The following is a 13,295-nucleotide window of genomic DNA, read 5'->3' on the forward strand; positions in this document are numbered from 1 at the left end:
GCGGGTAGTAGCGATCGAATATCGCTAGAACTTGGTACGGATTGACGGCGCGCACAGCCATCGACATGCGTTACCCCCCGCACGGACTTACTTCCCCGGCGCGAGCAATGCCGAATTCCTTTGTATCGCCCCTGGCGTCACCCCGGTAACACGCTTGAACGCACGATTGAAGGCCGCCTCGGATTTGTAGCCGACCCGGCTGGCGATATGCGCGAGCCGCTCATCACGTTCCTTGAGAGAGGCAAGCGCAAGGTTTATTCTCCAGCGCGCGAGGTATTGCATCGCGGGCATGCCCACCAGTTCGGTGAAGCGGGCGGCAAACGCCGAGCGCGACATGGCGACTTCACTCGCCAGCATGCTCAGCGTCCATGCGCGTGCAGGATCGCCATGGATCAGCGAGATTGCGCGTCCGATCTGCCTGTCCTTGAGTGCGCCAAGCCAGCCGGTCTGCGCCGCCGGGTCATGGTCGATCCATGAGCGTATCGCCTGGATCACCAGGATATCGGCAAGCCGCGTCATCACGGTTTCTCCACCCGGTCGCATATCGCGTGCTTCCGATGCCATCAGGCGTAGCGTGCCCTGCATCCAGTCGCTATACCGTACACCGGATGTCTCGACCACAATGGCCGGCGGCAGCAGCGAGATTAGCTGCCGTGCAACCGGATGATCGAACCGAACCACTGCACAAACAAGCGTGGTCGCCGCCCCAGTGCCGCCATGACGGATGATTTCGTAACGCTCACTGAGGGCTTCGCGCGGCAGATCAAAGAGCTCGACAGCATCGGCGCCGGTATCGCTTGTCAGCCGATGCCCTGCTCCATGCGGCACCAACGCCAGATCACCGAGCTGTAACACCTGCGCCGGCAATCCTTCGACTTCCAGCCAACAGCGCCCCGAGATGATGACATGAAACATCATGCAATCCGGAAACGGCGGTAGTGCAATACCCCAAGGTGCCGTTAATTCCGCGTGACTATAGAAAGTCCCGCTCATGCGAAGAAAATGCAGCGCTTCGCCAAGCGGATCCGTGGTGCCCCAAGTGTGGATGTCAATCATTCCTCATTTTAGCGGCTGGAGATTTTTATCGTCCAGCGGTTCTGGACGAATGAGCAATACATCGCGACTTCCAGTCATTGATAGTCCTATCTTCATACGCCACACTGGACCTCATGCAAGTTCACTCTCAACCGCACGATAAAGGAGATCGACATGAAAGTACTAGTGATTGGCGCAACCGGCGGATCGGGGATCGCCGCTGTCAAGGCATTGCTGTCTGCCGGCCATGAAGTGACCGCGTTTTCCAGGCATCCGGAAAAGCTGAAGGAGTTAGGCAACAGGATTGCCATGGTAGCCGGCGATGCCTCGAGCTTGGCCGACGTTGATCGTGCAGTCCAGGGAAAAGACGCCGTCGTCGTGACGCTAGGCATCAGCGAAAGCGCGCTGCGTGTACGCCTGTTCGGAAGCCGGAATACACCGATCAATATCCGATCAGCCGGAACTGCCAATGCCATTACGGCAATGCACAGGCACGGCCTGCGGAAACTGGTAGTGCAGACCAGTTTTGGTGTGGGCGAGTCGCGTGCAAAATTGCCGCTGTTGTACCGGTTGATATTCAAGCTGCTGCTTGCCCCGCAAATTGCGGATACTGAAGAACAAGAGCGGCTAGTACGCAATAGCAGGCTGGACTGGGTTATTGCCCAACCCGTCAATTTGACCGATACCCTTGAAGACGGATATCCGCTCGCATCGCCGGAGGGCGAAGTTAATGCCATGAAAGTGTCGCGCAAGCAAGTCGGAAGTTTTCTGGCAAACGCCATTGATACCTCGGCTTACCTGCACCGGTCGGTTGCGCTGTCAGGACAGTAATGCCGTCGCTTTGGGATGCTGATACTTATGCCGGCATTGCGCGGAAAGCACCGTTTTTAAGCGGCGCTTTCCGAAAGTGTTTGCTACTTCGGGAGTCTCAGTCAATTCCCAGTACCCGCAAGAGCACTGGCACTGCCATGGCGCTGCATGTCGGTCAGCCTTAAAGAACCAGCGGACCGTCTGGTCCGCTATCAGAATGTCAGTCGATGGCCATGCCGGACTGTTTGACCAGCGTCGCATATTTCACCATTTCGGACTGGAACAAGCCTGCCGTCACATCAGGCGTGCTGCCCACGGCGGAGAACCCTTGAGCGGCCAGGGAATCCTGGACTTCCTTGGTGGCCAGCAGAGCCTTGGTGTCGGAATACAGCTTGGACACGGTGGCCGGCGGCATGCCGGCAGGACCGATCAACGCGATCCATCCCTGCATGCTGTAATTCGGCACACCCTGCTGGGACAGCGGCAACACGTTCGGCAGAATCGATGAAGGCGTCGTCGTCGACACCCCGATCGCCTTCAGCTTACCCGACTTGATGTGCTGGGCAGCGCCGGTCACGCCCAGAAAGCCGAGCTGGATCTGGCCTCCGAGCAGGTCGGTCGTCATCTGGCCAGTGCCCTTGTACGGGATATGTTTAAGCTTGATGCCGGCCTCGTGCTGCAACGCTTCTGCGGCAAGATGCAGGATGGTGCCGTTACCGGAAGAGCCGTAGGTCAGGTCGTCGGGCTTGGCCTTGGCAAGCGCGATGAGTTCCTTCAAATCCTTGGCCGGAACCGATGGATGTGCCACCAGTACAAACGGCGATCCGGCCACGATGGTGATCGGCGTAATGTCCTTGATCGAATCGAAGGGCATCGATTTGTACAAGCTCGGGTTGACCACATGGTTATTCGATACCATGCCCAGCGCCGTGCCATCCTTGGGCGCTCGCACCAGCTGGCCGGTGCCGGGCACGCCGCCGGCGCCCGGCAGGTTTTCTATCACGATAGGACTGCCGATCGCCTTCGACAGCGGGTTACCCACGGTCCGCGCGAGCGCGTCGACACTCGAACCGGGTGCGTTCGGGACAATCATCCGGACCGGCTTGTCGGTTTGCGCCGCAGCGGGCAGAAAAGGTGTCGCCAATGCCAGCGCAACGATGGCAAGTACGGCACGGCGGGTGTTTGATGCGTGATTCATGCTGGTCTCCAATGGTTATATCGGCGGCCGTTACATGCCGGGCCGCCTTCCGTAAAATCAGGTTCAGCCAATCCGGACGAGGCGTTCCTTGAAGTCGGCGCCGCGTTCCACATAGCCGGCTGTGTTCTTGTGCATGCTCGCGATGGCGTCCGCACTCAGTTCGCGTAGTACCTTGGCCGGCGATCCCAATATCAGCGAATTGTCCGGGAATTCTTTTCCTTCGGTGATGACCGCCCCGGCCGCAACCAGGCAATTCTTTCCGATCACTGCGCCATTCAGGATCACGGCCTGGATCCCGATCAGCGATCCTTCCTTCACGGTACAGCCGTGCAGCATCGCCTGGTGCCCGATCGTCACATTGCTTTCCACCGTCAGAGGGAAGCCCGGGTCGGCGTGCAATACCGCGCCTTCCTGTACATTGCTTCCACGGCCGATCGAGATGGGCTCATTGTCGCCGCGCAGTACGGCCGATGGCCACACGCTGGTGTTTTCCTGTAGCCCGACATCGCCGATGACGGTCGCTGTCTCGGCCACGAATGCCGAGACATGAATCTCCGGCGTCTGGTTTCCGATCTTGTATATCGCCACGCTGCTCTCCTTTGACTGTGTTACACCGCTGCCGTGGCAGGCGCTGCCTGCAGCGCTGCGATCTGTTCGTCGCTGTAGCCAAGTGCAAGCAGCACGTCGCGCGTGTCCTCGCCGATCTTTGGAATGGCGCGACGCGGTTTCAGGCGTTCGCCGTTCAGTGAGATCGGCAGCAGCGGCATATCGGTTTGCGAGCCGTCATCGAGCGTGAGCCTGGTCAAGCCGCCGCTGGCTTTCAGGTGCGGATCGTCGAACAGCTGCTCCGGACGGACGATGGAAGCGAAAGGAACATTGCGTGCTTCCAGTTGCGCCGCGAGCGTCTTGGCATCGATATGTTGCAGGGTCTCGCGCAGCGTCGACAGCAGCCACGGGCGCACGACGACGCGCTGATTGTTGGTTGCGAGCTTGGGGTCAGTCAGCAGGTCCGGCCTGCCGATCAGTTCGCACAGGGCGCGCCACTGGCCGTCGCCAGTCGCGGCGATGAAGAGTTGTTCCTGGTTCGCCATTTCAAACACGTCATACACTGACCAGGCGCTGATGCGTTCCGGCATGGGCGCGGCGGCTTCGCCGGTAACGACATACTGCTGCATATGCTGGGCAGAGAGCAGCACGCAGTTTTCAAACAGGGCGCTTTGGACTTCCTTGCCGGCACCGGTGGTCCAGCGCTCGTTGAGCGCGGCAAGCACGCCGATCGCGCCGAACATGCCGCCCATGATGTCGTTGACCGAGCTGCCCGCGCGCAGCGGGCGGCCGACCGGACCGGTCATGTAGGCCAGGCCGGCCATCATCTGCACGACTTCATCAAGCGCCAGGCGGTTTTCGTAAGGGCCGCTCAGGAAACCCTTGTGCGACACATAGATCAGGCGCGGATTGAGCTTGCTGAGCGTCGCATAATCCAGGCCGAGATCCTTCATGCGGCCGGGCTTGAAATTTTCGACAAACACGTCGGCGGTCGCCGCCAGCTTGCGCAGCGCGTCGCGCCCTTCTTCAGTCTCGGTATCGAGCGCCACGCTTTTCTTGTTGCGGTTGAAGGTGCGGAAGAAACCCGCGCCTGCGCCGAGCAGGCGGCGTGTTCCATCGCCCTTGGGCGGCTCGACCTTGATGACTTCGGCGCCGAGATCTCCCAGAATCATCCCGCAGGTCGGGCCCATCACCATATGCGATACCTCGACGACACGGATGCCGCTCAGCGGCAAACGGGCGTTCTGATCGCTTTTCAATTCTTTAGTCATACAACAGCCTTTTCGATGTTCGATTGCTTGGAATAAGCTTTGGGCAGTCCGGCGTGTGCCAAAGAGCCATACATCACTGCCTGCGGAAGCGCCTGCTGGATGATCGAGCGTGCATCGAGCAGCTGCTGCACATCGATTCCGGTGTGATAGCCCAGGCTTTCGAGCATGAACACCAAATCTTCCGTGGCGACATTGCCGGTCGCTCCCGGCGCGTGCGGGCATCCGCCGAGACCGGCCAGCGATGCATCGAATTCATGAATCCCATGCTGCAAGGCGATCATGGTGTTCGGCAGCGCCATGCCGCGCGTGTCATGGAAATGCGCGATCGTAAGTTTTCCCTGTGCCTGTGGAATCAAGGCATCGAAGAAACGGTCGACCTGGCCGGGCGTAGCATGTCCGGTCGTGTCGGCCAAGGCGACGATGTCGCTGCCGGCATCGAGTACGCGCAAGACGATATCCTGTACATCTTCAAGCGGCACCTCACCCTGCAGCGTGCAGCCGAATACGGTGGACAGACCGGCGATCAGTTTGGTGCGTCCAACCTTGTCCATGTCGTCGCGCAGTTCGCGGATGCGGCGAAATTCTTCGACCATGTCGGCCGGTGTTTTTCTGACGTTTGCCATGCTGTGCGCAACGCTCACCGAGATCGGCGCGACGATGCGATGAACACCGGCGGCCAGTGCCTTTTCCGCACCCTTCAAATTAGGAACCAGCGCGGTCACCGTCAGGTCGCCATAGGTCAGTGCATGCGCGACCACTTCATCCGCATCGGCCATTTGCGGCAGCAGCTTGGCGGGCACATAAGAGGCCACTTCCATATAACGCACGCCGGCAACATAGGCCGCGTCGATCCAGCGCTTCTTGTCGTGCGTGGGCATGATGCCGGACACGCTTTGCAAGCCGTCCCGCATTCCCACTTCCTGCACCGTCGCATGTCTTTTCTGCATCATCAGACTCTTTCCTGGTTGCACACGCTGATAAAAATCGCGTTGTTTACATTGGCTCGAGAGGGAGAATAGCGATCAAACAACATCTTAAAAAGCGGTATTTCGGAACGCTATCCATCGCGGATGACGATGGCAGGAGATGGATAGAGATGCGGAAGAATCTTAATCAACGGAATCCGTAGGCAATACGCAATATGAATGCGGCAAAACGCATTTACCTGCGCCGGCGATCCCGATGGAGTAATCCTCATTCCCTTCCCGACGTGCGTCTAGCTGAGCGCTGGATTGCAATCATTGCTCCTGCCAATCGTTCCAAATGAGCGGACAACGAGGCAGATTCCGATGGTTGAAACCCAACTGTAAGTTGCGACTCGTCCACAAAAACCGCATCCAAGGCCCTCCGCATGTACATAACATACCGATTTTTTAAAAATCTTAGATCCTTGATTAAGTGGCACAACCTTTGCAGCCTTTATGCATCAGCAAGGACGTTCTTGCGAACACCATCATTGAGGAGAATACAAATGAGCACTACTGTCATCAAGCATCTGGCTAACAGCCGTGAGTTAACCGCTGAAGGTCGAGACGTTCGGACACGGTTGGGTACGACGTTGATACTGATCGTGTCGCTGGCGGTGCTGATTGCGCCTGCAAGGGCGACCGATCTTGGCGCGGAAGTGAAGCTTCATGACAGAGCCGGCAACCAGGTGGGAAAAGCGAGGCTTGCTCAGCAAGGGGACGGTAATGTAGTTGTCCAGGTACACGTCCATGACCTCCCCCCAGGCTTCCACGGGTTCCATGTGCATGCAGTCGGCGAATGCGTCCCGCCTTTCATCTCGGCCGGTGGTCACTTCGATCGGGATGGACATAGTCATAAAAGTCACACCGGTGACCTGCCCGTTTTGCTGGTGAATACCGACGGTACGGCGAATGCGAAGCTCGATACGGATCGCTTCGCGGTCGCCGATCTCTTCGATGCGGATGGCAGTACGATCATCATCCATGCGAACCCGGACAACTACGCAAATATCCCGAATCGGTATGTCGCCGCGCCGGACGCGACGACACTGGCGACGGGTGATGCTGGAGACAGGATCGCGTGTGGAGTGGTAGAAAAGGTGGTGGAAAGATAAGCGCTTTGGAGAAAGTTATATGACCGGTTAGGGTGGGGATCCGCATGCCAGTAGCTCGATTGAACGATCGTTTCCCTCTCCTTACCGGACATTAAAGAGCCTCACCGTTAGGCCAGCCGAACGCTTACGCCATCATTCAAAGATATGCATCACGCCGGTTTTAATCACCTATGCGCTGTTTTAATGCGGAATCCTCACGGTCCCATGCACGGTAATGCCAGGCTCCACAACGATAGCAGGAGACGCTGGCATATAGATCGGGGCCTGTTGCAAACCACCGTGTCGAGATCCCTTACATTTACGTTCCTCTTCATATTCGCCATTCTTGGCTTGCTTGCGTTTTACTTTGCAGTCCCCGTCCCGATATTCCTCTTGGTACTCTCTGCGTTCCGCGTGATATCCGCTGCGCAGAGGCCGGCATTTCCGCTCTTCCTCGTACTCGCCGTTCTTGTCCTGTTTGCGCTTGACCTTGCAGTTCCCGTCCCAATACTCTTCCTTGTATTCGCGACGCTCATGCCCTCGGCCTTTTCCTTGGCCGCTTTCATCGTCCCAAGAATCTGCCATGGCAATGAGTGGCAAAGCGAGTAGCAATGTCGGCAATAAAAGCGCGCCTACCTTTTTCACGGCGTTTCTCCATGTTCATATGACGAAATTTTCTTTTCGGCTCAGAACTTAACAGCTAAACCACAAAGCAGCTGTAAGAAGATGTTTCGGAGATGGCTGCCCGCGATTGCTGCAGATGAAGCATGACGTCGATGCTGCGATTTCCCGGATGATTGTCACTGTCGCCAACGCCACTCTATGGCGGCATCTGGTTGAAGAAAACAGGATTCAATGGCGTGGATCAGACCCACTGCGCATGCAATTGGCGCAAGCGCAGACGTTTCCTACGAGACAAATACCTTGGCCCAGGGTCATACCGTCGGGATGGAATCACAGGAAAGCCATACGTTTTATCGTGTGCCGCACACGCTTTAACTTTTATATTCCTCTCGCACATTGTTCCACACCACCTATACTAAATTTACCAGCTGTTTGAACAAATGGCGGCGTCCGGTAAATTTAACGAGCGTACGTCTTGTTTTCGCATCTGTCAGGTGCAGTCTCATTTACGGAGGCAATATGTACCGCTCTATTCTGGTGGCGTACAACGGAACCCCTGAAAGCCGTTCGGCATTGCATGAATGCATTCGGCTCACTCCCCCATCTTCTACACAAGTCCATCTGCTTGCCGTGATTCACCCGCACGATCCGCTGGTGGACGGTGAATACGGCGCAAGAGCCGCTTACAGTACACAGGAAATGATGCAGGAAGAGCAGGCAAAAATGGAGAGGGAGCTTGCCGAGGGTTGCAGGATGCTGCAGGAAGCCGGCCTCAATACAGATATTTTCCTTGAGACAGGAGAGCCGGCGGACATCATCAGCAATATGGCCGCCAAACTCGGCGCCGATCTCGTCATCGTCGGGCATCCGCGCCACAGGTCATGGGTGCAGCGCTGGTGGCGTGGCTCGACCGATGCCTTGCTGCTGGGAAAAGTGCATTGCACGCTGATGATCGCGCCTGAACGGGCAGAAGCGGCGTAGCTGCCAGCCCGGATCACTCCGTCGCCGGCCAGTGACATGAGCCTGCCTTGGTCGGGCTATGCCTGGTCCTATGCCTGGTCCTATGCCTGGTCTATTGCGCAACCTTGCCAATGAAGTCGACAAACAAGCGCGTCGGCATCGGCAATGCTTCGTAATCGCGCATGCAAATGACAAAGCGCCGGTGCGCCCATGGATCGGTCAGGGGAATGACCCGCAAGTCCAATGCGGTCTGGTATGGCGCGATCGCTTCGGCCGGAATGATGCTCATGGCGAGATTGGCGCGAACGATGCGACATGCCGCTTCAAAGGTCGCGACATGGATACGGTTGAATACCGTTTTACCGGTATCGGCCGCGACACGGCGCAGGAACAGGTTCATCAGGCTTTCAGGCTGTTGTCCGACATGGTCGTATTGCAGCGTTTCCTCGAATGACACCGACTCGCGTTTGGCCAATGGATGATCGGGATGGACTACCGCGGTCAGATGATCGGTCTTGTAGGGAATGACCTGCAGTCCGCGGGTATCGGCAAAGTCCCAGCAGACGCCGATGGCTGCGCTGTTTTCCTCGACCGCGCGGATCACCTGATTGCTGACGCGCTCCTCCATGTCGACCTTGATATTGTCGTGCTGCGCGAGGAAGGCGCTGATGTCGTCCGGCAGGAATTCGACAACGGCCGAGACGCTGGCATAGATATGGATATGGCCGCGAACGCCGCTGGCATACTCGCTCAGTTCCGCCTGCATTTTTTCGGCACCGCGCAACAACAGGCGTGCGTGCTGCAGCAAGGCTTCGCCCGCCGGTGTAGGCGTGACGCCGGAACGATGTCTCAGCAGCAGCGGCGTGCCGATGACGTCTTCTATATCGGTGATGCGTTTGCTGACCGCGGACGCCACGATAGCCTCGCGCTCGGCAGCATGCGCGATGCTGGCTTCTTCGCACACGGCGACAAAAAGACGCAGGGTGATGAAGTCGACCTGCCACAATCGTTTTTTGGCGGGTTTCATGACGCTTCCTTGTAATCGGATGAATTTGGCATCGCTTTCTGCATGCATGGACTAGGCATTGCCGATGTCATTCAACAGGCTCACGAGTTTGGCGATATCGACAGGTTTGACGAAATAGTGGTCGAATCCCGCTCCCTGGCTGCTATGCTGATGCCGATCCTGACCGTAGCCGGTAACGGCGACCAGGATTGTTCCGACATTTTCCGGCTGGATGCGCAGGCGGCGTGCCAGTTCGTTGCCATCCATATCGGGCATGCCGATATCGAGCAGGCAGACATCGGGATTTTCCATTCGCGCCCGCTCCAGCGCTTTGTGCGCGCTGTGCTCGACGCACGCCTGATGGCCGACGGCCTCGACAAACATTGCGAGCATATCCGCGGCATCGGCATTGTCATCGACAACCATGACTTTCAAAACCCTGCGCGGCGTGGCTTCTGGCTGTGCAGGTTGCTCAATCGCGGCGCTGCCGGTTCCTTCATCCAGGTGCGGCAGCCTTACCGTGAACGTGCTGCCTGTTCCCATGCCTTCGCTATGGGCGGTAACGCTACCGCCGTGCAAATCGATCAGGCTTTTTACCAATGCCAGCCCGATTCCCAGACCGCCTTGCGCGCGATCGGGTGTTCGCTCAGCCTGTGCGAACAGTTCAAACGCCCGCTCCTTCACATCGGGCGACATACCGATGCCATTGTCGGTGACACTGATCCATACCTGATCGTCGTATACGTCCATATTCAAGACGATGTCGCCGCCTGCAGGTGTGTACTTTGCGGCGTTGTTCAACAGATTGCTCATCACTTGCACCAGACGTTTCTTATCGCCCAGGACAAACGTCGATTCGGGCGGCGTACGAACGGTCAGCCTGTGTCTCCTGGATTCGATCAACGGCCGCACCTGCTCGACCGCGTCGGAGACGATGTGTTTTGCATCCAGCTTCGCTTTTTCCAGCGACACGAGCCCGCGTGTGACACGCGATACGTCGACCAAGTCGTCCACCAGGCCAATCATGTGCGCGACCTGACGCGAGATGGTGGCGCTGGTCTGCTTCAGCCGTTCTGCGCTGGGCTGACTCAGGGTCAACAGATCGGCGGCGGTGGAAATGGGCGCCAGCAGATTCCGCAGTTCATGGGCCAGCATTGCACGAAATTCATCATTTCTGCGATCGGCCTGTCTTAGTGCTTCTTCAGCCCTCACCCGGTTGGTGATATCCATTTGCGCGACCACCGCACCGACGACCCGTCCATCATCATCCTTGATGGGCGCCCCCGTATTGAACACGATCCGGCGTACGGGCGGTGCGTCAAACGATTCGATTTCTATTATGTCTTCGAGCGCTTCCTCGCCGCGCAAGATACGGGCGGTCGTCCATTCCGACGGCTGAAGGGGCAGACCTGTCCTTGCCGATCCGTCCGCCCACCAGCCTTTCCATGCGCTGAAGTCTTCTATGTGCTCACTGATCGGATGTCGTTCGCCCCACAAGCGCCGGTTGCTTGCATTGGCGAGCCGGATTGCGCCACTTGCATCGCTCACTACGATCCCTACCGGTACTGCTTCCAGTACTGCGTTCAGGCGATGCCGTTCGGCTTCGGCTTCACGCGCGGCCGCAAGTGCCTGATGCCGGCTGTGGAGTAATTCTTCGTCCGCTCTTCTTTGCTCGGAAATATCCTTGAAAAGAACGCCGACCTGTTTGCTGTCTGCAGCATCGAGGCGAAACGCGTAAACGTCGAACCACCGGTCAAGCGCCTTTGCCTCGCTCTTGAAGCGAACAGGCTCACCGGTCTTTGCCACCTTGCCGTAGATCTCGATCCAATGGGTTTCATGGAGCGGCGCGAGCTCGCGGATGGTTTTTCCTATCGAGTTCCGCAGGCCGGTCTGTTGTTCGAACATGGGGTTGACTTCACAGAACCGGTAATCGCAGGCTTGTTCGTCCTGGTCGTACAGCATTTCAATGACACAGAAGCCTTCATCGATCGATTCAAAAAGGCTACGGTATTTTTCTTCGCTTTTCTTCAAAGCGCTTTCGGCCACCTTGAGATCATGCACATCGGTGGACGTGCCGAACCAGCGCCTGATTTCACCTGTCTGCGAATCGCGGTAGGGTTCCGCCCGGACACGCTCGGTTACATTGCGGAAGTAGATGGAAATACCGACCGTTGCAGGATAAGCATGAGCTTCATACCAGCGGTCATGGTCAGGATAATACGAAATGACTGTAGTGCCGACTTGTTCACTTGCAGCTTTGTGATAGGCCTTTGCTTGGCGATTCACATAGGTGAATTCCCAGTTCTTGTCTACGAAGCAAGACGCATCTGTGATGCTTTCCAGAATAGTAGTCGCGTCGCCAGCCTTATCCTTTAAGGAATCGTTAGTTGAGTGCACGTCTCTTTCCCTAGCCAATGTGACTTGTTGCCAGATTATAAGGCGTACCGATTTGGGCTACCTGGTCGCGCCGTACCTGGAGTGGTTTGTGCCCGGACGGGCAATTTGCTTGGCCTACACCCACTTTGCGACTGTCATCACGCCTGCAGCATGTTCATATTTTCAGGAAACGAATCACGCGGCAGGGGTTGCCGACGGCGACGACATCTTCGGGGAGATCCCTGGTTACGACGCTGCCAGCCCCAATGATGGATCTTGCGCCGACAGTCACGCCAGGGCAAAGAATGGCGCCGCCGCCGATCCAGACATCGGCCCCGATGACAACGGGTTTGCCGCCTTCCAGGCCTTGGCGCCGCTCGGCCGCATTTTCGGGATGGGTTGCGGTATATATCTGCACAGCCGGCCCAAACAATACGAAGTCCCCAATATGCACCGGCGCCACGTCGAGAATGACGCAATTGAAGTTCATGAAAACCTTCTTTCCCAGGGCGATATTGGTCCCATAATCGCAGAAAAACGGCGGCTGGATAAAGGCATCGGTTTTGGCTGCTACGAGTTCGCTGATCAGCCTGGTCCGCGTTTCCACATCGTCGTCGGCCAGCGCATTCAATCTTCCAAGCAAGTCTCTCGCACGAAGTCTTTCCGCCACGAGCTGCGCATCGTTGGGATCGTAAAGTTCTCCCGCGATCATTTTTTGCTTTTCGGTTTTCATGACATGACGGCGTGATCGAGGACGCAGGAAAAATATACATTCACGCGTCAACAGAATGTTGCGCTTAGGCGCCCCGGCCCGCAGGGCTGAAGTATAGGGTCATTCACATGTATTCAATCTTCTTTTCCGCTTGCTTTCAAGCCGGATCAATATCAGGAACTTATAGAAGAACCCTGTCTCCAATTTTTCCAAATAAGCATTGTTTTCATTCATTGTTTTTCATTAACGGGAGTAACTATGGGCGTCCTTAGCAATATCTTCAGCAAGATCTTTCCGTCCTCTCATGCAGCACCGGCACAAGCACCAACGAATACTGCGCCAGCTCCGGAAGCCACTGCGGCAAATCAAGCGGCCGCACCGGGGGTGCCGCCTTCCGCCGCCGCTCCAGCCATGAGCGAAGTCGATGTGGAAGCGGTCCTCAACGGACTCGCGCAAAAAAATCCGCAAAAGCTGAACTGGCGCAGTTCAATTGTGGATTTGTTGAAGCTGCTCGATCTGGACAACAGCCTCGCGGCTCGCAAAGAACTCGCGCAAGAACTTAATTACACCGGTGATATGAGCGATTCCGCGACGATGAATATCTGGCTGCATAAACAAGTGATGAACAAGCTTGCCGCAAATGGCGGCAGGGTGCCGGCGGATTTGAAGGATTAGGCAGAACGTTAGAGCCGTTTCGC

General features: G+C 57.0%; 13 protein-coding genes. 4 read left to right on the top strand and 9 right to left on the bottom strand.

The window, feature by feature from the left end; all coding sequences use genetic code 11:
* Positions 1 to 87 precede the first annotated feature (87 nt).
* Entirely contained in the window at positions 88 to 1,056 is a 969-nt protein-coding gene (locus tag D3871_RS25600) for an AraC family transcriptional regulator (RefSeq protein WP_119771919.1), read from the bottom strand.
* Positions 1,057 to 1,209: 153 nt separating this feature from the next.
* Here D3871_RS25600 and D3871_RS25605 point away from each other — a divergent pair, with 153 nt between their 5' ends.
* Positions 1,210 to 1,866 carry an NAD(P)-dependent oxidoreductase gene (locus D3871_RS25605; RefSeq protein WP_119771920.1) on the top strand — a complete coding sequence of 219 codons (657 nt, stop codon included), beginning with the start codon at positions 1,210 to 1,212 and terminating at the stop codon, positions 1,864 to 1,866.
* 199 nt (positions 1,867 to 2,065) lie between these two features.
* Here the strand turns inward: D3871_RS25605 and D3871_RS25610 are convergent, their stop codons facing one another.
* From D3871_RS25610 to D3871_RS25625, 4 genes are all read right to left on the bottom strand, one after another.
* The gene (locus D3871_RS25610; protein ID WP_119771921.1) at positions 2,066 to 3,043 is read right to left on the bottom strand and encodes a Bug family tripartite tricarboxylate transporter substrate binding protein; all 978 of its coding nucleotides are present in this window, start codon (positions 3,041 to 3,043) and stop codon (positions 2,066 to 2,068) included.
* 63 nt (positions 3,044 to 3,106) lie between these two features.
* Positions 3,107 to 3,631, bottom strand: coding sequence for a gamma carbonic anhydrase family protein (locus tag D3871_RS25615; protein WP_119771922.1), 525 nt, complete (start codon positions 3,629 to 3,631; stop codon positions 3,107 to 3,109).
* Positions 3,632 to 3,651: 20 nt separating this feature from the next.
* The gene (locus D3871_RS25620; protein WP_119771923.1) at positions 3,652 to 4,860 is read right to left on the bottom strand and encodes a CaiB/BaiF CoA transferase family protein; all 1,209 of its coding nucleotides are present in this window, start codon (positions 4,858 to 4,860) and stop codon (positions 3,652 to 3,654) included.
* Positions 4,857 to 5,810, bottom strand: coding sequence for a hydroxymethylglutaryl-CoA lyase (locus tag D3871_RS25625; protein ID WP_119771924.1), 954 nt, complete (start codon positions 5,808 to 5,810; stop codon positions 4,857 to 4,859). The genes D3871_RS25620 and D3871_RS25625 overlap by 4 nt, the downstream gene beginning before the upstream one ends.
* A gap of 521 nt (positions 5,811 to 6,331) precedes the next feature.
* Here D3871_RS25625 and D3871_RS25630 point away from each other — a divergent pair.
* Positions 6,332 to 6,940, top strand: a complete 609-nt coding sequence (locus D3871_RS25630) for a superoxide dismutase family protein (protein WP_119771925.1) — start codon at positions 6,332 to 6,334, stop codon at positions 6,938 to 6,940.
* A 180-nt stretch (positions 6,941 to 7,120) separates the two neighbouring features.
* On the opposite strand, the gene D3871_RS25635 is transcribed toward D3871_RS25630, so the two are convergent.
* Positions 7,121 to 7,564 (bottom strand): hypothetical protein, encoded by a 444-nt coding sequence (locus D3871_RS25635; RefSeq protein WP_199724984.1) that lies wholly within the window; start codon positions 7,562 to 7,564, stop codon positions 7,121 to 7,123.
* Positions 7,565 to 8,062: 498 nt separating this feature from the next.
* Here D3871_RS25635 and D3871_RS25640 point away from each other — a divergent pair, with 498 nt between their 5' ends.
* Entirely contained in the window at positions 8,063 to 8,524 is a 462-nt protein-coding gene (locus D3871_RS25640; protein WP_119771926.1) for a universal stress protein, read from the top strand.
* Between the two features lie 91 nt (positions 8,525 to 8,615).
* Here the strand turns inward: D3871_RS25640 and D3871_RS25645 are convergent, their stop codons facing one another.
* The 3 genes from D3871_RS25645 to D3871_RS25655 form a co-directional block, all read right to left on the bottom strand.
* Positions 8,616 to 9,530, bottom strand: a complete 915-nt coding sequence (locus tag D3871_RS25645) for a LysR substrate-binding domain-containing protein (protein WP_119772782.1) — start codon at positions 9,528 to 9,530, stop codon at positions 8,616 to 8,618.
* Between the two features lie 51 nt (positions 9,531 to 9,581).
* Positions 9,582 to 11,906, bottom strand: coding sequence for a PAS domain-containing hybrid sensor histidine kinase/response regulator (locus D3871_RS25650; protein ID WP_147376900.1), 2,325 nt, complete (start codon positions 11,904 to 11,906; stop codon positions 9,582 to 9,584).
* A gap of 154 nt (positions 11,907 to 12,060) precedes the next feature.
* Positions 12,061 to 12,618: a sugar O-acetyltransferase gene (locus tag D3871_RS25655; RefSeq protein WP_119771928.1), complete on the bottom strand. Its 558-nt coding sequence runs from the start codon at positions 12,616 to 12,618 to the stop codon at positions 12,061 to 12,063.
* Positions 12,619 to 12,855: 237 nt separating this feature from the next.
* On the opposite strand from D3871_RS25655, the gene D3871_RS25660 reads away from it, so the two are divergent.
* Positions 12,856 to 13,272 (top strand): DUF3597 domain-containing protein, encoded by a 417-nt coding sequence (locus D3871_RS25660; RefSeq protein WP_119771929.1) that lies wholly within the window; start codon positions 12,856 to 12,858, stop codon positions 13,270 to 13,272.
* Positions 13,273 to 13,295 lie beyond the last annotated feature (23 nt).

It is taken from the genome of Noviherbaspirillum saxi (assembly GCF_003591035.1).
Taxonomy (GTDB): Bacteria; Pseudomonadota; Gammaproteobacteria; order Burkholderiales; family Burkholderiaceae_D; genus Noviherbaspirillum; species Noviherbaspirillum saxi.

What these genes read in the sequence shown, in the direction of transcription:
- D3871_RS25600 (WP_119771919.1), bottom strand. Translation starts at nt 1,056, where the DNA reads ATGATTGACATCCACACTTGGGGCACCACGGATCCGCTTGGCGAAGCG.
- D3871_RS25605 (WP_119771920.1), top strand. Translation starts at nt 1,210, where the DNA reads ATGAAAGTACTAGTGATTGGCGCAACCGGCGGATCGGGGATCGCCGCT.
- D3871_RS25610 (WP_119771921.1), bottom strand. Translation starts at nt 3,043, where the DNA reads ATGAATCACGCATCAAACACCCGCCGTGCCGTACTTGCCATCGTTGCG.
- D3871_RS25620 (WP_119771923.1), bottom strand. Translation starts at nt 4,860, where the DNA reads ATGACTAAAGAATTGAAAAGCGATCAGAACGCCCGTTTGCCGCTGAGC.
- D3871_RS25625 (WP_119771924.1), bottom strand. Translation starts at nt 5,810, where the DNA reads ATGATGCAGAAAAGACATGCGACGGTGCAGGAAGTGGGAATGCGGGAC.
- D3871_RS25630 (WP_119771925.1), top strand. Translation starts at nt 6,332, where the DNA reads ATGAGCACTACTGTCATCAAGCATCTGGCTAACAGCCGTGAGTTAACC.
- D3871_RS25640 (WP_119771926.1), top strand. Translation starts at nt 8,063, where the DNA reads ATGTACCGCTCTATTCTGGTGGCGTACAACGGAACCCCTGAAAGCCGT.
- D3871_RS25645 (WP_119772782.1), bottom strand. Translation starts at nt 9,530, where the DNA reads ATGAAACCCGCCAAAAAACGATTGTGGCAGGTCGACTTCATCACCCTG.
- D3871_RS25655 (WP_119771928.1), bottom strand. Translation starts at nt 12,618, where the DNA reads ATGAAAACCGAAAAGCAAAAAATGATCGCGGGAGAACTTTACGATCCC.
- D3871_RS25660 (WP_119771929.1), top strand. Translation starts at nt 12,856, where the DNA reads ATGGGCGTCCTTAGCAATATCTTCAGCAAGATCTTTCCGTCCTCTCAT.